The organism is Pedobacter sp. HDW13 (assembly GCF_011303555.1).
Classification (GTDB): domain Bacteria; phylum Bacteroidota; class Bacteroidia; order Sphingobacteriales; family Sphingobacteriaceae; genus Pedobacter.
In genome coordinates this window covers 3,815,359-3,834,438 of record NZ_CP049868.1, presented here as the reverse complement: position 1 = coordinate 3,834,438, position 19,080 = coordinate 3,815,359, and the positions used below count along the sequence as shown (strand labels likewise).

The 19,080-nt window shown below is 41.2% G+C and carries 21 protein-coding genes; 4 read left to right on the top strand and 17 right to left on the bottom strand.

What is annotated here, in order from left to right; translation table 11 throughout:
- Positions 1 to 55: 55 nt before the first annotated feature.
- The 16 genes from G7074_RS16045 to G7074_RS15975 all read right to left on the bottom strand — a co-directional run bounded on the left by G7074_RS16045 (position 56) and on the right by G7074_RS15975 (position 12,222).
- Complete coding sequence (locus G7074_RS16045) at positions 56 to 841, bottom strand: hypothetical protein (protein ID WP_166209791.1); 786 nt, start codon at positions 839 to 841, stop codon at positions 56 to 58.
- Positions 838 to 1,503, bottom strand: a complete 666-nt coding sequence (locus G7074_RS16040; RefSeq protein WP_166209788.1) for a hypothetical protein — start codon at positions 1,501 to 1,503, stop codon at positions 838 to 840. The genes G7074_RS16045 and G7074_RS16040 overlap by 4 nt, the downstream gene beginning before the upstream one ends.
- A gap of 3 nt (positions 1,504 to 1,506) precedes the next feature.
- Positions 1,507 to 2,160, bottom strand: a complete 654-nt coding sequence (locus G7074_RS16035; RefSeq protein WP_166209785.1) for a hypothetical protein — start codon at positions 2,158 to 2,160, stop codon at positions 1,507 to 1,509.
- Positions 2,157 to 2,822 (bottom strand): hypothetical protein, encoded by a 666-nt coding sequence (locus G7074_RS16030; protein ID WP_166209782.1) that lies wholly within the window; start codon positions 2,820 to 2,822, stop codon positions 2,157 to 2,159. Before G7074_RS16030 ends, G7074_RS16035 begins: the two co-directional genes overlap by 4 nt.
- A gap of 11 nt (positions 2,823 to 2,833) precedes the next feature.
- A complete protein-coding gene (locus tag G7074_RS16025; protein WP_166209779.1) occupies positions 2,834 to 5,269 on the bottom strand; it encodes a TraG family conjugative transposon ATPase in 2,436 nt (811 codons plus the stop codon).
- Between the two features lie 281 nt (positions 5,270 to 5,550).
- Positions 5,551 to 5,862: a DUF4134 domain-containing protein gene (locus tag G7074_RS16020; protein WP_166209776.1), complete on the bottom strand. Its 312-nt coding sequence runs from the start codon at positions 5,860 to 5,862 to the stop codon at positions 5,551 to 5,553.
- 30 nt (positions 5,863 to 5,892) lie between these two features.
- A complete protein-coding gene (locus G7074_RS16015) occupies positions 5,893 to 6,177 on the bottom strand; it encodes a DUF4134 family protein (protein ID WP_240916325.1) in 285 nt (94 codons plus the stop codon).
- Between the two features lie 38 nt (positions 6,178 to 6,215).
- A complete protein-coding gene (locus G7074_RS16010) occupies positions 6,216 to 6,533 on the bottom strand; it encodes a hypothetical protein (RefSeq protein ID WP_166209771.1) in 318 nt (105 codons plus the stop codon).
- Between the two features lie 27 nt (positions 6,534 to 6,560).
- Positions 6,561 to 7,190, bottom strand: a complete 630-nt coding sequence (locus tag G7074_RS16005) for a hypothetical protein (RefSeq protein WP_166209768.1) — start codon at positions 7,188 to 7,190, stop codon at positions 6,561 to 6,563.
- 48 nt (positions 7,191 to 7,238) lie between these two features.
- On the bottom strand, positions 7,239 to 8,222 hold the full coding sequence (locus G7074_RS16000; protein WP_166209765.1) for a relaxase/mobilization nuclease domain-containing protein: 984 nt from the start codon (positions 8,220 to 8,222) through the stop codon (positions 7,239 to 7,241).
- Positions 8,219 to 8,614 carry a hypothetical protein gene (locus G7074_RS15995; protein ID WP_166209762.1) on the bottom strand — a complete coding sequence of 132 codons (396 nt, stop codon included), beginning with the start codon at positions 8,612 to 8,614 and terminating at the stop codon, positions 8,219 to 8,221. Before G7074_RS15995 ends, G7074_RS16000 begins: the two co-directional genes overlap by 4 nt.
- 127 nt (positions 8,615 to 8,741) lie before the next feature.
- The gene (locus tag G7074_RS15990) at positions 8,742 to 9,107 is read right to left on the bottom strand and encodes a toprim domain-containing protein (RefSeq protein ID WP_166209759.1); all 366 of its coding nucleotides are present in this window, start codon (positions 9,105 to 9,107) and stop codon (positions 8,742 to 8,744) included.
- Between the two features lie 38 nt (positions 9,108 to 9,145).
- Positions 9,146 to 9,688, bottom strand: coding sequence for a hypothetical protein (locus G7074_RS15985; RefSeq protein WP_166209756.1), 543 nt, complete (start codon positions 9,686 to 9,688; stop codon positions 9,146 to 9,148).
- 410 nt (positions 9,689 to 10,098) lie between these two features.
- On the bottom strand, positions 10,099 to 10,233 hold the full coding sequence (locus G7074_RS27630; RefSeq protein WP_255456738.1) for a hypothetical protein: 135 nt from the start codon (positions 10,231 to 10,233) through the stop codon (positions 10,099 to 10,101).
- Positions 10,234 to 10,500: 267 nt separating this feature from the next.
- Positions 10,501 to 10,896, bottom strand: a complete 396-nt coding sequence (locus G7074_RS15980) for a hypothetical protein (protein ID WP_166209753.1) — start codon at positions 10,894 to 10,896, stop codon at positions 10,501 to 10,503.
- Positions 10,897 to 11,448: 552 nt separating this feature from the next.
- Complete coding sequence (locus tag G7074_RS15975) at positions 11,449 to 12,222, bottom strand: DUF808 domain-containing protein (RefSeq protein ID WP_240916324.1); 774 nt, start codon at positions 12,220 to 12,222, stop codon at positions 11,449 to 11,451.
- A 269-nt stretch (positions 12,223 to 12,491) separates the two neighbouring features.
- Between G7074_RS15975 and G7074_RS15970 the strand changes: the two genes are divergently transcribed.
- On the top strand, positions 12,492 to 14,783 hold the full coding sequence (locus G7074_RS15970; protein ID WP_240916323.1) for a GH92 family glycosyl hydrolase: 2,292 nt from the start codon (positions 12,492 to 12,494) through the stop codon (positions 14,781 to 14,783).
- Positions 14,784 to 14,942: 159 nt separating this feature from the next.
- Here the strand turns inward: G7074_RS15970 and G7074_RS15965 are convergent, their stop codons facing one another.
- A complete protein-coding gene (locus G7074_RS15965) occupies positions 14,943 to 15,803 on the bottom strand; it encodes an RteC domain-containing protein (protein WP_166209750.1) in 861 nt (286 codons plus the stop codon).
- A gap of 336 nt (positions 15,804 to 16,139) precedes the next feature.
- Here G7074_RS15965 and G7074_RS15960 point away from each other — a divergent pair, with 336 nt between their 5' ends.
- From G7074_RS15960 to G7074_RS15950, 3 genes are all read left to right on the top strand, one after another.
- Positions 16,140 to 17,414: a hypothetical protein gene (locus G7074_RS15960; RefSeq protein WP_166209747.1), complete on the top strand. Its 1,275-nt coding sequence runs from the start codon at positions 16,140 to 16,142 to the stop codon at positions 17,412 to 17,414.
- A 507-nt stretch (positions 17,415 to 17,921) separates the two neighbouring features.
- The gene (locus G7074_RS15955) at positions 17,922 to 18,176 is read left to right on the top strand and encodes a helix-turn-helix domain-containing protein (RefSeq protein ID WP_166209744.1); all 255 of its coding nucleotides are present in this window, start codon (positions 17,922 to 17,924) and stop codon (positions 18,174 to 18,176) included.
- 101 nt (positions 18,177 to 18,277) lie between these two features.
- Positions 18,278 to 18,844, top strand: coding sequence for a Crp/Fnr family transcriptional regulator (locus G7074_RS15950; protein ID WP_166209742.1), 567 nt, complete (start codon positions 18,278 to 18,280; stop codon positions 18,842 to 18,844).
- Positions 18,845 to 19,080 lie beyond the last annotated feature (236 nt).

Below are 19,080 nucleotides of genomic sequence, written 5' to 3'. Positions count from 1 at the left end.
GGGGAGGGTGATTGCACAAAAAAACCGGCAGTGCCGGTTGATATTAACAAACTGTTCATAGCTTACCTCCCACCTTTAATGCTGCCTCTTTTAGTATTCTATCAGCTATTGCGATATCAATCTTGTCCCATTTCGAAAGGTTTTTGCTAGCCTTGGCAGGTTTTTTCACCTCTGAAAGCGAAATATATTTCCCTGCCAGGCGCTTTTTTTCAAGCCATGTAGACTGGAGCTTTTGATATTCACCCAGTAGGCGCTGATAAGACAGTAGGCGTTCGCCACGCTGTAGGGTTGTTTTTCGGGTAAGCTCCAACCTTTCAGCAATGCCATCCATTTCAGAGAGATACCACTGGTAAAGCCCACTTGAAATCAGGTATTTTTTCTCCTTTTCCCCTGCCCCATCTAAAGGATCTGCCCCAGGGTGGATCAGTGAAGAGAATTCCTTTTGGTAATATAGCAGCCATAGGGGATCTAAATCCGAAAGCAGCCCGGAATAAATAGAAGACTTGGACAAAGCTGTATTTTTTAACGTATCGCTATGCAGGCTATAAGCTTCATCGGTTCTGGAGGTAGCTGCGGTGAGTAAAAGCCGCTGGGTTTGGGGACCAAAAGGGCCAAGTGGCCGCAGATCGGTCTTAGGGTAATTGGGATGCAGTCCCCAAGTAGCCCAGTAGAGTGGATTGAGACCTAAAAACCCTGGCTTTGGCGTAAATTTATCCTTGTCCCAGGACTTAAAGACCATACGCTCCTGTTGGTGCTCAATGTGTTCATCATGAATGGTCCGCTGCGCCCGGGCATGGAAGCCTCCTGCACATAGCAGGAAAAATAAGAGAAGTTTAGTCATTTTCTTTTTAATGTTTTATAGTTTAGCAGCAGATTTTCTACCATCCGCTTATCGGTATTAATAAAACTTTTGAAGGGATTTGCTGTCTGCAGCATTCCGTTTACTTTAGCCCAGTACATGCATTTTTTTACACTATACAGTAGTGCCCTGATGGTTTTAAGCTCCAGGGATATCTTTTTTAAAAGCGCATCCCGGCTGGCGTAATCCATGAGCAAGTTTTCCCCCTCGCGCATCACTACTGTAGATACTTCCTGAACAAGCTTTACCCCCCGACCTTCAAGCTGCTGGCAGTTAGTCTGGGCAAAGAGTAATAGCGCCGGCGAGGAGCGTGCAGCATCGAGCACCTCTTTGCTTTCAGTGATAATTTCTAAACTCAGCTCACCAATTTGGCGAAGCGCATAGGCACTCTTTAGTCCGTTTTCGACCTGGGTCAAGGAAGCATATATGAGCTGTTCGGTAAGTATTACCCCAGTTAGGTTGAGTTGAATATCCTTCAAGTGGGATGTTATTTCCCTGAGGTCAGATTGATGGCTAAGTTCAGCGGAAAGCCTTACTGCATTATTTTCATTTACGATCGCAAAGTGCCGGCGATCAAAAACGATCCGCTGGGCTAAAACACGCGTGCTGCAGCTCAAGGCAAATAATAAAAGGATCAGTTTCATTTTTCAATTCTTTAAGTGCCTTGCTGATTGGAGAATTCGCTCAACCAGGGCACGGTCGCGGACAGTGAAATCAGAAAAGGGATTTTTTTTAATCTTTTTAGCCTGCGCTGATGCACGCATTACTTGGCACAATCCTTTTAAAGTACCGCTGATTGATCTCAGTTGGGCGATTCCATGAGCAAAAAGAAGTTTCCTGTCCGAAGGGCTCATATGGGAAAGCTCCGTATAGCTTAAGGCCAGACCATACAGAAATTTAAGCAACAAGCCTGAGCGCTGTGCAAGGTCAGCCTGTGCAGCAAGGCCCAAGGGAATCAGCATTGGATCATGCTCACAGAGCGAAATCAGCTCAGACTCGTGACGGTAAACTTCAGAAATTAAAGGAGCAGCTTCAAGGCTGATTTGAAGGGTACTCAGCAGCGGACCAGCGAGGGAAAAGCGGGAGGAAATCTGCCGGTAGCTATCTTTTAAATCCCCCATTTCAGCTTTATTGCGCGATTCGGTTACAAACGCTGCACCATGTTTATCCCGGAGCTCGCTTTGCCGCTGATGTTCGGATTTACTTTCAGCGACCAGCTGATGCAATAGGGCGATATTAATCTGAGCCTGCAGACTAGCACTAGAGGATAGCAGCAGCAATAAAAGCAGGATATTTTTCATCGCTTTAGCATTTTGGCTTTGAAAAGAATATCATCGGCAATGCGCTTATCGATATTGACAAACCCACTATAGGGATTGATGGAAGCAAAAAAACCGCGCTGCTTTGCCCAATACATCGAGCGGTAAATCCCGTAAGATACGCCTCTGATGATGCTTAGCTCAAGAACAATCCTATTGAGTAGCTTAATCCTTTCGCCTGAGTCCATTAAGGATTCCTTTCCCCCTCGCAGCACAAAACCACTAACCTCAGTGGCGAGGTTCGTTGCCCGCGTTTTAAATTCCTGGGCGCCACTTTGGGCAAATAACAACAGCTGGGGATTATTTTTAGCAATCACGATAGCTTTATTGGCATCCTGAATAATGTCCTGGGATATCTCATAGATATCTTTTACTGAAAGTAGCGAACGCATCACAGCGGATACCTCACTCAAACCCCGGTAGATATTTCGCTGCAAATCATTGGCAATTCCCAACTGCGCGGTAACCGATAGCTGCGCCCTTTGGATTAAGGTTAGCTCATTATTACTCTTTTTTAGTTGGGAATCCATCATTGAGGATCCAGCGGCCACTGCGCCCGAAGTTACCGGGTCAACATAAATTTGAGCGGGCGCAGAAAAAGCAACTAATTGCATCAAAAGCAGAAATAAACAGATTGTTTTCATAGTCTTGAATTTTAAAGTAAATGGTTAACTTTTTTCACAAAAGCATCTAGAGAAAGGCCACAAGACTCCATCTCGGCAATGAAGGTTTCAAGGCCTTGGTGAAAGGATCCTTCGCGGGAGACGTAATATTCCAGTGCTCGCTTTTCAGGCTTTTCAGTTGAGAATGTCAAATACTGTCTGAGCGAGACTTCTACTCCATAGACTTCTCCTACCAGCCCTCTTCTGATATATACTTCTTTGAATCTACCGCGCCCCCATTTATTATCCAGGGCGTTGATGGTAAAGATTTTTCTTTGTTCAACCGCGTTTAGCGAAAGCAAAGCAGATACCTGAGTGTAGTTCTCTTTAAATTTGCCCTGATCTAAAAGGCATATGGTATCTGAGTTGGCAATGATGCTGTCTTTTACGATAGCATTGCCGATAATATCCCCCAGTTCCTGAGTAACCACAATTGCCTCACCCCAAAATTTACGCACCGTTTTATACATGTAAACCAGGTACGAGGCCATTAGTGGAGAGGCAATTGCCTTCCAGGCTTCTTCTAGAATCAATGCTTTTCTCTGCTGGCTACGGTGGCGCATCTTTTGTAAAAAAACATCCATGATGATTAGCGTGACAATGGGAAAGAGCACTTTATGTTCGCGGATAGCGTCGATTTCGAAAACGATGAAAGGTTCAGAAAACAAAGAATCATCTACCTGCTGATTGAGCAGGGTTCCGAATTCTCCATCAGAGCAGAACTTTTTAAGCACATAGCGGTATTCATCCAAATCAAAGCTTATCCTTTCCTCCTTCTTGATCTGCGCAATCTTTTCCAGTGAATAGCCGTAAAAAGAATCAAAATCCAAAGGCGCTGGATGCTCCAGGGAGAAATGGTGGGTGTAGTAGGCAGAGATTACCCCGGAGATCACCGTATCCTCCACCTGGGATACTTCTCCATTCGCCCCGCGTAAAAGCAGGCAGATCAAAGTTTTTAAAAAGTCTTTCTTTTCAATATTATACTCAAGTTTAGAAATAGCGAAAGGGTTCATGGTGATGGGATGCTCTTCACTGTAAGTAAGATACCTGCCATTGAAGTATGCACACAGGCCGCTATAGGAGTGCCCAGTATCCACAATGACCACGTCCATATTGTAGCCCATATACTGCTGGATGAGCGCGTTCATGAAAAAAGATTTTCCAGATCCCGATCCACCAAGTACGAATTTCGAGCGGTTAGAAATCCTTCCACTTCTCATGGGCATATCCGCCGGGTCTATCCCTACAGGAATGCCTTGCCTATCGGTAAAGTGGATCAAAAAATCACTCTTTTCGCTTTCTGGAAGTCTTTCTTTAAACATCAGACATACCGCCGCCTGGCAGCTTAACAGATACCAATCATAGCTTTTCAGTGATACGCTGTTTCCAGGAAGAATGGATCGGTAGAGTTCCAACTGGTTATAGGCATTTCTAGAAGGAATAATTCCGCTGGAGAAAAGAGAAGATTCAATAAAGTTGACCGCTTTAGCAAGATCAGCTTCTTTAGCACATAACAGCATATTGTAATGGGCATTGACCAGCAGTTGGTTTTCCCTTGCCACCTCTATGAGCAGTTTATCGATATCCTCTACGCACATCTGGTTTGCGGGATCGGGAATCCCTGCATGGCGTTTACGCTTGAGTGAAAGCTTGTTCAGGGTTAATCCTTGATGGGGAATTTCTAGTAGCTGATTATAAATTAAGCAGTCGTAGCTGGGCAATTGATGTAAAAAGTAAAGGTTATCTAAAGGAAAATCATTGAAAGCCTTTCCATCGCTTTTCTCTTTGAAAGTGCCAAGGCTCATCGGGAGATCTATTGCATCAATATCAATTAGCGAAATACTTTTGATATGCTTTTCACTAATTTCAAGACCATCTTCTTTGGCTTTAAGGTTGTTAAGGACAATCTGTGGGGAAGAAAAATCCATGGCCAGTATTCGCTTAATCAGCCCATTGATTTCTTTTTCTTTAAGCAGCACAGGATCAAGGCCATTTTGATGTAGAAGATCAATCACCTTGGTCACTTTGGAGGTAAAATCAGCTATGGCTCTAGCATCATAGACATAAAAGCTTCTTTTTTTAATGAGCCGGGTAAGGGTCAGATAGGTGGTAATTTTCGTGTATGATCTGCCACTGAAATGATCGTTGTAACTTTGCTGCAAAAATTCATCGCTCTTTTCCGCCTGGTAGCGAAGCGAAGAAAATATATCCTGTTTCTGGATGACATGTCCCTCTCCCAAGATCTTGATCATATTGATCAATAAGAGGTGAAAAGCGAGATAGGCCGCCCCTTCGGCTGAATACTGGAGCACGGGGTTGGTCATTTTAATAATTACTGAAAAATCCCCACGTTCACCATAAAGCAGGTCGATTCCTGCTGACGGAGCAATGCCGCAGTAAGGAAGCTCAAAGGTTTGCTTTGTTTTCATAACGAATTTTTATGTTTAGTGATTGAATGAAAATGCCATTGTGCCGGGATTTACTGTGCAATCCTTTTTTTTGATGGGAAAGGATGTAGTAAAGCATCCCACCCGTGCTACTAAGGGCAACTACAGATCCCAGGTACATGTTGATAAAAGCCCCACTTATCCCGCCCAGCACTAGCCCTCCCACTAGCGCCACTGCCCCCAGGCAATGAACTTCCCTTTAAGGCCTTTATAAGTTAAGGGCTTCTGGAGCCCCTTGTAAACTGGAAAAGTTTTTGCTGCATTCATACGCCAAAAAATGCTTTGATGACCACCGAAACCAGTACCAGAAAAAGGCAGGAGCCTCCCCAGCTCATCACTTCCTTATTGATATCGCGGTCACCCGAATTCCACTTGATATACACCATTACCCCACCAATAAGCCCCACGACTGCGCCAATCCCCAGGATCAAATTACCAACGGGGTCAACGTAACTGGTCAGCGAAGAAGTTGCGGCATTAATCCCTGTAGTACCTCCGCCTTGGGCGAAGAGTGAAGTAGAGCAAAGCAGGCCGGTAGCACAGAGGAAGAATCTTTTTGTTTTTTGCATGTTCATGATTTTAAAGTTTAAAGTTTGTTGAATGAGTTATAGGCCAAATAGCCCGCGCAGGAATACCGAGCAGAGTAAAAGGAAAAGGCTGGAAAAAAACCAGCCCATCACCTGGGCATCGATGTGATGGCGGCCAGATTGCCAGTTAAGATACACCCGGAGCCCGCCCAGCATGCCAACGATCGCACCTAGTACAAGACTGAGATCAGAAAAACTGTAATAATAGCCATGCATGGAAGAACTGGCCTGGTAAAATTCTTTGATACCAGGGGGATCTTGTAAAGCCAGCAAGATTGGCCGAGCGGCGATTCTTACCTGCAAAAAGAATAAAGTTTTAGTGCAGTACATAGCGCTAAAACTTAAGTGGGTATCTGCCGGGTGAAAAGGATGGCATCTTTAGCAGCTAGCTCTATTAATTCGCCAAAAGGTACTCCGCCGGAGCTGTTAATTGTTCCAGAACTTAGTAGCGCTGAGGGCTGGGATTCATCCTTGGTGGACACTAAGTTGTAAGCGGAGGCATCAATAGGCTCTTCTAAATCGGCAAGCGAGATAGTAAGTGAGCCGCCACCGGTGTGATCCACCGCCTTGGTCTTTAAGAGATCAAAAGCAAGATTGGTTAGATAGTAAAGGAGGTAAACTGCTCCAAGGCCATAAATAAATGGGGTCCAATTGGTCATGATAAAAAATTTAGGTTTAATAAATTGTTATTCTTTTTTAGTCAGATAAAGCGAGTAAATCAAATCCAGGGTAGCGCAGTAGCGATCAATCAGTGCCGGCTGTAATTGCAGCGAGCTGATCCGTTGAAAACCGATATGCTCACTGATGCCTGGGCATAGTGGAGAAATCTGGCGCAATAGCTCATCGATTTCCTGCTTAAATTCATATGTGGCTGAGCTGATAATGCGGTTAGGCAGGAAAAGTATTTCAAGGTGTGGTTTAATCCTGCGTGCAAGGCTGGCAAAGTAAACGGTGGAATTTAGTGTTGGGCTGTCGTAACAAAACGGGCAGATCAGAATTTGAAGCTTAGAAAAAACCCTCAAAATCCGTTCATCATGCATACTGGAAGGAAGTTCAATTAAAATGTAAGCATCCTTTTCAGATCCAAGTCTTGCAAACAAAAGCGCAAAACGCTCTAGATCACAATGAAAATATTCGAAAGGCAGCTGGTGCTCTAAGATGCGTGACTTTTCAAAAAGCAGCCCCAATGCTCCCTCAGTTTGCATATCTACCAGATAAATTTTCTTTTTTCCCTTGCTGGCGAGGTAATTGGCTAAGAGTAAAAGTAAGGTGCTTTTACCCGTACCTGGCTTGATATTGCCAAATGCGATAACCATAAGTCAAAGAATTAGTAGGTGAAAAATTAAGGAAAAATTGGTTTGGGCCTAGTGCTGATGACTAGGCGTTAATGCAGGTGACTGCTGCTTTAAGCTACCCATGAAATAATGAAGATCGGTAAGCTCCTCGCCAGCGAAAAGCTGAGCGGTATGGTGGTCAATAAGCATAAAACCGGTAACTGTTCTTCTTGAAAAAAGATAAACGACTTCCAAATTGGCAGCTGAATGCAAAAAATCAGCAAGATCTGAGCGGTAGGCAATAATTTTCCGCCACGCCCTACCAGGGCCCAGCTGATAAATCGGTTCGGGCTTTCTATTATGGATAAACATGGCGCTGGAAATAAATGATTTGATCTCCCCTATTCTTTTAAAATCTGCTTTAGCGGCTGACAGGCTGTTCAGTAACGCGTCACTTGGAATTCTGATTAAGGTTTTCCCATATTTACGCACTAAAAAGTTGTCTTTATGGCTAAAGAAGCGGTACCCTTTTTGTTTAAATAAGATTTCGAGTTGAGCGGTACTGCTGCAGCGGTATTTGATCAGCCGAGAAATATCTTCCTGGAAAGACTTAGCCTCATCCACCCCACAGATCCGGTTTAGCTCGGTCACTGCGCGTATTCGGTCAAAAGAATCAGAGATCTTACTTCCGTCTAACCTTACATCGGTGGATACAATATGAATATGCCGGTTAGGGGTATCCGTATGCAGAAAAATCAAATAAGGCTGCCTTTTATACCCCATCGCTTCCATCCACTTATGGGCAATATCTAAAAATACCTGTTTATCCATCTGCACTCCTTTAGTAGACAGTACCGCATGAAACTGGTCAAAATGGCTTCTGGTGTTTAGTGAGGCAATTGCACCAAAATAATGTTCAATGTCAATAGAGCGGATAAAGGAATAGGCTTTCAATAGATCCATGTTTCTCACGCTAAGCAGCTCGGCTGCACTGGCATTTACTTTGTCCATATTATAGCTCACCGCTGGAAACCCATTAGACTTGGTAAATAGCCGCACTATTACTGTATTCATAAGCTATTTCTTTTTCTATCCATTCTAATTATCATCATCCTAATTGCTTTGGTAAGGCACTCTGCTACTGCATCAGATTCCTGGGCGATTAATTTTACCCGAAAGCGCTGCTCTTCTTTTATCTCATCCATTGGCACTATGGCTAGCTCTTCACTTATTTTTTGCAGCTGACTATGGATCCGGGATAAATCTGCTCCGATTTGGGTGAATACCTGAAGCAAAGTAGAGGGGTTAACATCGAGCGTCGAACCATAGATGAGTTCCTGCCTGATGAGTTCTGAAATGGAAATGCCTATTGGGGTTACAAAGGCAATGAGCCTGGAATATTCATGATCACTTAAATAACATCGCACCGGATTTCCACGGCGACCGGATATTTTTGCTCTAGTCATAAATGATAAAGTTTAGCGTAATAGAATTTTGTGAGTTGAGGTGAGCTTAGAAATCAGCCACTGATTGCTTGAGAAAACGTGTTGGTTAAGATAGCTTTTGGTTGTAGTTAGATACTTTTCTTTCTAATTACCGTGCAGTTTTTCTATATAGATTTATATTCTGATCTGTATCCGTTTTTACTGCCTCATTCAGCCGATGCTGAATCATTTCATTATAATCATTATAACCTTGGTAAATCACAGAACAATCTTTACTATAGCTGAGCTTATTTAAAAATTCCTCGCTTGATTTTCTTCCTGAAGGATCGTGATCAAAAAATATTTCAACCTGAGCGAATTCGCTGGCTTTTTGTATTGCAGGCTTTAAAAAGGAAACTGAATTTAAAATCAGGGCACTTGCACTGTTTTCACGGTGCTCAATTCTCCAACTTAAAAAATCCATCATTCCTTCAAATACAGCAAGCTTATCCGGATCTCCGGAAATAAAGCTCATTGATTTTTTACCAAGACACCCTTTAAACAGTTTGTTTCTTACCTCCCATCCCCAAGATCATTCTGCCAGCCAGCAGAAAATAATTCTTTTCTATTCCCATTGTCCTTTTTAATGCTGTAATAAACCTCTTTAATAAATCCAACTGCAACTGCTGAAATTCCTCTTTGTGCGAGGTAATCACTGATCGCAGGGTTCCCTCCCAATTCTCTTACCTCCCTAATTAAATAAGAAGGATGTTTTAAAGGTATTTCGATTTGGGCCGGCTTAGCTTTAAGTGGTACAGCGTCAAGGTTTCCGTAGGCTTCGAGTAATTTCCCTATCGATTCCCGGAAAGTGAGGGCAGGCCAAAAGCTCAAGGCAAAATCAATTACATTGCCTCCTTTAGCCAGGCCATGATCATACCAGATACCTAGCTTTTCGTTCACGCAGAAAGAAGGCATAGTATCACTATCGCGGAGCATAGAAAGATAAAAAAGTTCTCCTGCAGACTGCTTGAGCGGCTGATAGCCTAGTTTTGAAAGCAGGGTTACAAGATCGGTTTCTTCCCTAATCTTGTTAAGATCGTATCTATTTTCTTCCATAACGCGGTTTATTAGCTAGCCAAAAGGCCCAGATGATTCGCAATTCTAAGACTGAGCGATGTTGAATGATCAATGCAGTCCAATTATCAAACTATAATGATCAAAAAGGTTAATGAAAAAAGTGCCTCTAACTATAGACAAAGTGAGGGCAAAAAAAATGGGCAGAAACGCCATTAGCGCGCCTGCCCATTTTTGTATTCAAAACTGAATTATTTTTTCGGAACTACTCACCTCAGTTTCTACAAACTGGACCTTAGAAGTCTGCCAATGCGCTTTCACCCTGAAAGATCAAGGCTTCGCAAAATTTCCCATGTTAACAGGATAATGCTTCGTTCCCCAATGTCAAAGACCTTGTCCAGCAGAGAAACGAAACGTTTCACCGGCGTGCATAACAAAGTTTCGACATCTAATTATTTTTCTTTCACCATTACGATATACATTGCTAACGATTTATTTTGAAATTGCCTCTCAGCTTCGGCATTGGCAATATTTTCTTGGCACGGAGCAGATGCTTTTAACTCTTTTGTTTTTTTTTTAATCAGCATGCTATAGTAGTCAGTAAAGCAAAATCGAAACAATAGGCTACTGTTTTACAATTTTGAAGTTGCGTTATCAAATTACTTATTTTCAAACCACCGGTCGATTTGTTTCCCCTGTCAAAGCGATTCATAATTCTACTCAGCACATTTATGAGCGTCAATTGCAATTTAAAATTGAACAGAGCAATAAAAAGTACCGCCAATCACTTCTATACGTTAGGAGAATAAAACTAGCATCGTTTAAATTACGACAAAAGAAAAAAGAAGGGTTATTTAAACAGATAAAAGCGTCCTTTTCCTCACAAAAAAGCCGCCTAATCCTGCTAAAGTCAAAATTAAAGGAAGAAGATAATCGTCTATTGGGCAAGCAAGCATTGTAAAGAATCCTTCAACTCCCTGCGCCTGGTAGTTGTGTCCAGGACAATTACCGCCCCCATTGAGCGAACCATTGCAAATATTACAAACGGTTCCAGAAGTTGGGGTCCAGGAACAATAATTCGGTGAAAGATCTATGAAAGAACCAGGATCATATACACTTCCGCCACCATCGTAAGTGTAAACCCGTTCTTGGGATGACACCAAACAGCCCGAATAAGTGCCTTGCGCCCTGGTTTCGAGTCCAAAGAGCGATAGTAAGGCAAGACAGAATATCGAAACTGCATTTTTCATATGATCAAAAATAAAACTAAATGCATTATAAATAATACAAAAAATCAATAGTTTTGATAATTATCAATAAGAATAAAAGAGTTAAAAATTGATTTCAGTTAAAAAAAGATGGGAAAAGAGGCCAAGCAGATTCTTACTAATTTGAATGAAGTTTTGGATACTGTAGTTAAATACAGATCGAAAGAAAAGCCAGTGGGATTGACTAGGCAATATTGAAACAATATAGGCAGGATTATCTGGAGGAAATCCACTTGCTAAAAATGGAAGCCTTCGAGGTTTACATGGCTTGATAATTACTCTAGCCTTAAATTACCTTAAAACTAAGATGTGTTTAATGATTCTATAATGGTAAATTAAAGCCAGAATGCGGCGGAAAAGAAATTATAGTTACCCTCAGAAATTCAGGAAAACAAAATGAATCCCTCCTTTCAAAGCAGTGATCTGTTTTTTGAAATTAAGCTTTACGCTTAAAAAGCTTTACGATTTTTTTAGTTGCCATTGCAAGCGCCACAGCCAACAGTCCCGCAATTAAACCAGCACCAAATTCCTTTATTATTGAAGGGACGCCTGGTAAAAGATGATGCATGAACTCAATATTGTGCACGAAAATCCCCCCGAAACAAGGATTAGGGCAATTGTGCCCACTACACTTAAAACTTTTATCACTATAGGAAGCGAAGAAACCAGCAGTTTGCCAAAGAATGAAAGTGCTCCTTTTCCATTTGAACGTTTGATCAACCGGTAACCTGCATCGTCCATCCTAACAATAATGGCTACAATCCCATAAACCCCTATTGTAGCTAAAAGCGCTATAATTGAAACGGTTACGATCTGTAAGGTGAGGCTTTCTTCCAGCACGCTACCAAGGGCGATAATTACAATCTCGATGGAGAGAATAAAATCTGTGGTGATGGCGGATCGCACTTTTGTCTTCTCTGCATTTTCGTCTTCTTCTAAAACCTCAGCAGCTTCCCCATGCGTATCTGCAGAGCGATGAAAAAGGTACTCTACAATCTTTTCGACGCCTTCGTAAGCCAGGTATATCCCTCCTAGCACCAAAATTACTTTGATGGCCACAGGAAAAAACACATTTAGCAATAGCGCTATTGGAACAATAATCAGCTTATTGATTAATGATCCTTTGGTTATTGCCCAAAGTACAGGAAGTTCCCTAGAAGATAGGAAACCAGTCGATTTTTCCGCATTAACGGCAAGGTCATCACCCAATATACCTGCTGTTTTTTTTGCAGCGACTTTTGCGCTCACCGCAATGTCATCCATTAAAGCACCTATATCGTCTAAAATTGCAAAAAAACCTGAAGCCATATCCTTATCTAATTGGGCCTGCAAAATACCAAATCAATCTTATTCTAAAAGAAAAAACATTAAAAGATTCCTGGATATCAGATCGAAGTTTGCTAAAGAAAAAATGAGCAAAAACCTCTATATAATAAGAAAACACCAAAAATGATAAGATTCATAATAAATTTAATAAATCGTTTTACTAACTTGCTTTCCTAATCAAAAACCTCACAGCTAAATATATTTATTATTTGATAAGGTTGAAAATGCCGGATTCAAAACGCGTTAAGTTTATGGGGTTCTATGAAAAATTAAATATGAAAAAATACTTTTGCGCTTTATTAAGCTGCGTCTGGTTCACATTTTTTACAAGTATAGTGAACGCTCAAGTAAAAAAACAGCCGGTAGATTATGTTAACCCCTATATTGGTAACATCAGCCACCTACTTGTTCCCACCTATCCTACTGTCCATTTGCCTAACAGTCTGCTAAGGGTTTATCCAGAAAGAGATAACTTCACGGCAAACACTATTCACGGTTTACCGCTAGTCATCACCAGCCACAGGGGAAGTTCAGCATTCAACTTGAGTCCATTTCAGGGCGATTTGAAAAACATTAAGCCGGTGTTGGCTTATGGTTACGATAATGAAATTATCAAGCCTTACTATTATGAGGTAGACCTAGATGACTATGGCATTAATGTCCAGTTTGCTCCTTCACACCAATCGGGAATTTACGCCATTAATTTTTCTAAATCAGCACCAGCCTACCTAGTTCTAAATACCAGAAACGGGGAACTGTCGGTCAAAGAAAATGTAGTAAGTGGCTTTCAGAAATTGAGCAACAACACCAAAGTTTATATTTATTTCCAAACAGATTTATCCCCCACTTCTGCCGGCAAGCAAAAGGATGATCAAATCGACTCAAAGGAACAATCCGCTTCCGGTCAGAATGCTTACCTGATATTAAAATATCCAGATAATACCAAGCAAATCAAAGCCCATTACGGCATATCGTTTATTAGTGTAGAGCAGGCAAAACGAAACCTTGATAGGGAAATAAAAGATTATGAGCTTAATAAAGTTGCTCAAAACGGTAAAAATATATGGAATCAAACCCTTGGAAAAATTGCTGTGGAGGGAACAGATGAAACAGCTAAAACCATCTTTTACACCTCACTTTACCGCACATACGAGCGCATGATCAGTTTATCTGAAGATGGTCAATATTTTAGCGCCTTCGATGGAAAAATTCACAATGATAACGGGACGCCCTTCTTTACCGATGACTGGATCTGGGATACTTATAGGGCAACCCACCCACTGCGGGTAATCATTGAGCCAAAAATGGAAGGCAATATGATTAACTCATATTTGCGTATGGCTCAGCAAATGGACGACCACTGGATGCCAACTTTCCCAGAAGTTACTGGCGATAGTCGCAGAATGAATAGCAATCATGGCGTGGCAACCATAATTGATGCTTATAATAAGGGCCTTCGAAGTTTTAACCTTGAGGAGGCCTATCAATACTGTAAGGCAGGAATTACCGAAAAAACGCTGTCGCCTTGGTCGGCAAAAAAAGCTGGCGTACTAGATCAGTTTTTTAAAGACAAAGGGTATTTCCCAGCATTGCCTCCAGGTGAAAAAGAAACTGCGCCAGAGGTTCATGGTTTTGAAAAGCGCCAGCCTATTGCGGTTACTTTGGGCACCGTTTACGATGAGTGGTGCTTAGGGAACATAGCGCAGCAACTGGGCAAAACAGATGAGGCTAAAGATTTTTTAGAGAAGAGCAAAAGCTACCATACTGTCTTTAATCAGGAAACCAAATTCTTTCATCCAAAAGATATTGATGGCAAATTTATCCAGCCGCTGGACTACCGGTTTTCGGGTGGATTGGGTGCAAGGGAGACGTATGATGAAAACAATGGCTGGCTTTACCGCTGGGATGTCTTGCATAATTTAGGTGATTTAGTAGAGATGATCGGCGGAAAACAGGCTTTTGTTGATGAGCTGGAGAAAATGTATAACACCCCGCTTGGAAAAAGTAGGTTTGATTTTTATTCCCAATTGCCAGACCATACTGGCAATGTTGGTCAGTTTTCAATGGGCAATGAGCCTGCCATGCATATCCCTTACCTATACAACTATGCAGGTCAACCTTGGCGCACCCAGAAACGCGTGCGCAGTTTACTTGCTCAATGGTTCCGAAACGATTTAATGGGCATTCCGGGTGATGAAGATGGAGGCGGGTTAACCTCATTTGTCGTTTTTTCTCAAATGGGTTTTTATCCAATAACCCCAGGCTTACCAATGTATGTTATCGGTAGCCCAACATTTGCTAATGTAAAACTGGATATTGGAAATGGTAAGAAATTCGAAGTGGCATGTTTAAATTATGCGCCTGAAAATAAATATATACAATCGGCAAAGCTAAATGGACAGATCTGGAATAAATCATGGTTTTCCCATGAGGATTTAATGAAAGGTGGAAAATTGGAACTGATCATGGGTAAACGTCCAAATAAATTATGGGCATCAGAGGAAAGTTCGCTTCCTCCTTCCTTCAACATGTCTGTGAAGTAAGCTTGCTTGCAGCAAGTGACGAGGTAAAAGCAAAGCCAAGGTCGAGAAAGGGATATGTTAGTCAAAACATATCCCTTTTTTATGAGCCATAGGTGTTTCATTTTCTAAAACGGGCTAAGTAGAAGCTATTTATTAAGATTTACTTCAAATCAATTATTCCTATTTTTTAGCTATCCCGCCCTCCCAATCAAAGATTTTCTTCTGCAGCGCATCACGCATTTGATCCAAAAATCTAGTTTTGCTCATTCCTTTACGTTGCTTAATTTCAGAGAATCTTCTAAAATATTGGCCTAAATTCACCTGAAAAACATTTTGTAAAACAGCCACTATATCGGATAGGTCTGCTTTTCCATTGTTGAACTGTCCGGTTAGCCAAAGTCCATAAATCATTTCTATTAAATTAATTTGATCACCTGTCCAGGCAAACTTCTTTCCTTTCTGTTCACTTGATTGGTTCTCCAAACCAATCCCCACATCAGAAGTGAGCTGATCACTCAAGTATCTTTGTAGCATTTCGTAAGCTCTAAAATTTGAAAAAAGAAACTCATGGCCTGTTCCAAAGGATGGATCTACCCTTGGTACCAAACTCATCTCTGTTTTTAATGGCGAGGCTCCGCGGATAAAATATAACCGGTCAAGCTCGTTGCTATCCAGCCTGAAATACTGGTAATGAAACTCATGAGATCTAAAGAAACGGTTAATGTATCGCATCTGATCATTGTAGTGTTCCTTTATTTCTTCTTTTCCGATGATAGGCTTGGTGCTATCGATTGCAAATAGTTCAGTATAAAAGATTAGCCACCTGTAAAACCTGGGTTTTTCGATTTTGAAAAACCATATTTCTTCTTCCTCACCAAGAAAGGGATTTGCATCTACCAAAACCTTTAACTCATCCAAATATTTTTGCACAATCAAAATCGCATCCTTTAGCATTTGGATTTTTGGTATTGCGCTACCTTTTAAATCATCAAGATCAGCTTTCATTTGCTGATATAAATCGGCACTTAGTTTTTTTATCATATTTTTCATTTAGGTTAGATTACGCCATCAGCCTCAAGAGTAAAATGCAGCTGCTCAGCTTAAGACAAATTTTATCTTTTGGGCTATATCCATCAAGTTACCGAGCGGTTCCCCTTTGAGCAACCCCTCTTTTTATCCACCATGGCTATTATCTCAAGCCAGTAGAAAGCTTTAATCAAAATGCTTTTGCAATACTTAAATGGCTATTCACATTAACCAAAGCTATTCTTGAAGAAGGATTTACAATTATGCTAAATCTGTTGATGCATCGCCACCTATGATAAATCTTAGCAGAGATATGAATGTCTATCCCTGGGAGTTTGGTTAAACCTAAATTTGGATACCGCGTTTATTCGCTTTAAACAAGTCAAAGCTGTTTACGCATCAGTCAAAACACCTCTTGTCCGAAAAAAAAGGATTTCCAACTCTGGTAGATTATTTTTAATCTCTTTACGCTTCAGCCTTATGAATTATCAACTTGACTACATCAATAGCCTTTATAAAAACATTAGTACCGGTTTACCGCTAACTAAAGAGAAACAAAAATCAATCTTGGTTGAACTGGAAGATGAATGCGGGCGGGTATTACTATCACTGCAGCACTGCTTGGGTAGCAGCGTTCCTGAAAACCTGCAAATCGGTTTTTCCCAGCATCAGAACGATCTGCTATTGATCTACCAGGGGATACATCTAAAAATGGAAAATCCCATTAGTCCATCTAAAGAAGCAGAATTACCCTTTCTGACTGAGTGCGTTAATATTATCCGAGGTTTGATTTTTAATTTAGAGATCCACTTTCCAAAGTTCTGGGATAAATCCTTGCAAGTACCCCAAGCTTTATTGAATGATTTTACCAACTCAAATGAAAATAAAATATCATCATTGCTAGCACTCTCTCAGCGCATTAGTCCAGATGACAAGCTTCATAGCGTACTGAATAGTCTATTTCATTTTAGGGAAAATCTAAAAAGAGCAGTCTGCTTTTATCAGCTGGATTATTTAATGGCTGTTTTAGATATCCTAAACAGAGAAAACGAAATTGGAAAAATACGCAGCTGGAAAGATTTGGTTAATTTACTGATAGAATGCAACCTGAATTCTCCCCTATTCCACAAAACCTGCTGTGAGATTATTCTAAGCAGACTGGATACTGCTGGCTCGCTAAGAGATCAATTTGAATTACTCTCGCGGGATAAAAAAGAACTGATAAGTCTCTCGCTGTGTCTTTCAAGCTCGCTACGCATAGACTTACCACCAATAAAAGAATCGCTGCTAAAATTTGTCGAAGCTGAACTTTGCTACCTGCGCGAGATTGAAGGGATAGCATCCAGTCTTTCAGCAAATGGAATTGTCCAAGATGATTATATGGTATCTTTAAGCGTAAAGCAGCTGGCGTTTTTTATCCACCTGCAAGTGGAGTGCGGAATCATCCTTGAGACTAGACCTAAACAGATCCGCCAGCATGCCACCAGCCACTACAGCACTGCTGAAATTGAAAATATCTCAGAAAAAAGCTTTAAAAATGCCTATTACTCTCATAGCCAGCAGGACATCACCAAGGTAAGCGAAAAGCTTTCAGAAATGCTTGCTATATCCCAGGGAAAAGAATAAAGGTTATATGGGAACAACTGCTTATCCTGGTAGCTTTCAACCCTTACTGGCATGGTAAAGTTAAAAACTGACCAGTAAATTTTTCAATGTAACCCTCATCTTATTTGAAAACATACATCTCCGCATTTTCATTCTCTATAATGTCTAGATTAAATGCAGGAGCTTATTTCTATCAAGTAAACTAACCAACTCAAAATACCATCTTTCCGAATAATCTTCTTTTTGACTTATCAGTTTCATATCAGTATCCAAAATTTGAGATATCGTCGAAAAGCCCATCAGTTTTGAGCGAAGCTTAAAGACTTCGGTAACCGCTAGTTGTTCTATTGGAGTTGAAAGGAAAACATTTTCGTGTTCGGATCTATTTAATTCCATTATTCGTGAGCATCAGCCAGCGTAAAAGGGCGACTGGCAAGGGTTTAAATTACATAAAAAATTAAAAAGACACTAATAAATGGTAACTATTAAGTGGTAATATTAGACATTACCATTGCTTTATTTTACCCCATGGCAAATGGTGAAAAAGAAAAGCGGGGCGATGAACGGACAGCAGAGCTAAAACAGCTCGGAGATCGCATCAAATCTCTGCGGATCAAAGCGGGTTATAGTAACTATGAATACTTTGCTTATAAGCATGAAATTCCCCGTTCACAATACGGCCGCTATGAGCGTGGCGAAGATTTGCGCTATAGCAGCCTAAAAAAAATTGTTCGCGCCTTTGGCATTTCTATGGAAGAATTCTTTAGTGAAGGCTTCGATTAGAAAGCTCCAAAAAAATTATCTTGTAGTAGTTGCTTAGGGTTACCCTCCCAGCCACTTGACAAGCCTTCGAAATACTTTTTCTTTACCCGAAAACAACTGTTATGGAAAAAGAAAAAATCTTCGAAACCCTTTCTAACTATCATCCCATTAGTGCAGGTCTTAAGGCCTATCTCGATTACATACTTAAAGAGCAGCATTTATCCTGTGGGCTAGTCCGATCAACAGCAAACTTCATTGAACAGCCACTACTTTTCATCCAGTATGGAAGCCTGAGACTATTTGCGCTAGATGAGGAGGAACGAAAAGAGTATACCTTGCATTTTTTCCCTGAAGGAACATTCTTTTTTCCGTCGCATTATTTGAAGGCACTAGACCTGCCTACTTTCTTACACGCGATTGATGAAGTGACCATATTAGGCTTTGATCAAAGGCACCTCTACAATCTCTACCACAACTTTAGGGAATTCAGCACCATCATTGAACTACTCCACGGCTCAGAAATCCAGCGAATGCTCTACCATAGCTTCATGCTTCAAAATGCCAAGGCCAGTCAGGCCTATGCTGATTTTATCCGCAAATATCCCACTATCGCAAAATCAAGTCAGTTACAGCATATTGCAAGTTATCTAGGGATTGATAACAGAACTTTAAGCAGAATCAGGCGATAATGCGTAAAAGGTGACTTCTGTCCGCCCATCTTTCACTCTGCGGCCTCATTTAGTAACATTTGGGTATCATCCAGCTATAAAAACCTACTGAACTTTATTCCATTAACCTCAAAATCAGCTAATGGAATCCGAAAAAACGCAATCCTTTACGAACGACGCTCAAGTTCCCTCCTTCCGGCGGCTGTTCCCATTGAGATCTGCATTATTCCGGCGATGCCTATAAGCGAGCTAAAGGA

Bases quoted from the DNA above. Each gene is read 5' to 3' on its own strand.
- G7074_RS16020 (WP_166209776.1), bottom strand. From the start codon at position 5,862: ATGAACATGCAAAAAACAAAAAGATTCTTCCTCTGTGCTACCGGCCTG.
- G7074_RS15970 (WP_240916323.1), top strand. From the start codon at position 12,492: ATGGGGTTCTATGAAAAATTAAATATGAAAAAATACTTTTGCGCTTTA.
- G7074_RS15995 (WP_166209762.1), bottom strand. From the start codon at position 8,614: ATGACTAGAGCAAAAATATCCGGTCGCCGTGGAAATCCGGTGCGATGT.
- G7074_RS16030 (WP_166209782.1), bottom strand. From the start codon at position 2,822: ATGAAAACAATCTGTTTATTTCTGCTTTTGATGCAATTAGTTGCTTTT.
- G7074_RS16005 (WP_166209768.1), bottom strand. From the start codon at position 7,190: ATGGTTATCGCATTTGGCAATATCAAGCCAGGTACGGGTAAAAGCACC.
- G7074_RS16025 (WP_166209779.1), bottom strand. From the start codon at position 5,269: ATGAAAACAAAGCAAACCTTTGAGCTTCCTTACTGCGGCATTGCTCCG.
- G7074_RS15950 (WP_166209742.1), top strand. From the start codon at position 18,278: ATGGAAAAAGAAAAAATCTTCGAAACCCTTTCTAACTATCATCCCATT.
- G7074_RS15965 (WP_166209750.1), bottom strand. From the start codon at position 15,803: ATGATAAAAAAACTAAGTGCCGATTTATATCAGCAAATGAAAGCTGAT.
- G7074_RS16010 (WP_166209771.1), bottom strand. From the start codon at position 6,533: ATGACCAATTGGACCCCATTTATTTATGGCCTTGGAGCAGTTTACCTC.
- G7074_RS16035 (WP_166209785.1), bottom strand. From the start codon at position 2,160: ATGAAAAATATCCTGCTTTTATTGCTGCTGCTATCCTCTAGTGCTAGT.
- G7074_RS15975 (WP_240916324.1), bottom strand. From the start codon at position 12,222: ATGGCTTCAGGTTTTTTTGCAATTTTAGACGATATAGGTGCTTTAATG.
- G7074_RS15980 (WP_166209753.1), bottom strand. From the start codon at position 10,896: ATGAAAAATGCAGTTTCGATATTCTGTCTTGCCTTACTATCGCTCTTT.
- G7074_RS16045 (WP_166209791.1), bottom strand. From the start codon at position 841: ATGACTAAACTTCTCTTATTTTTCCTGCTATGTGCAGGAGGCTTCCAT.
- G7074_RS16040 (WP_166209788.1), bottom strand. From the start codon at position 1,503: ATGAAACTGATCCTTTTATTATTTGCCTTGAGCTGCAGCACGCGTGTT.
- G7074_RS15985 (WP_166209756.1), bottom strand. From the start codon at position 9,688: ATGGAAGAAAATAGATACGATCTTAACAAGATTAGGGAAGAAACCGAT.
- G7074_RS15990 (WP_166209759.1), bottom strand. From the start codon at position 9,107: ATGAGCTTTATTTCCGGAGATCCGGATAAGCTTGCTGTATTTGAAGGA.
- G7074_RS16000 (WP_166209765.1), bottom strand. From the start codon at position 8,222: ATGAATACAGTAATAGTGCGGCTATTTACCAAGTCTAATGGGTTTCCA.
- G7074_RS27630 (WP_255456738.1), bottom strand. From the start codon at position 10,233: ATGCTGATTAAAAAAAAAACAAAAGAGTTAAAAGCATCTGCTCCGTGC.
- G7074_RS15955 (WP_166209744.1), top strand. From the start codon at position 17,922: ATGGCAAATGGTGAAAAAGAAAAGCGGGGCGATGAACGGACAGCAGAG.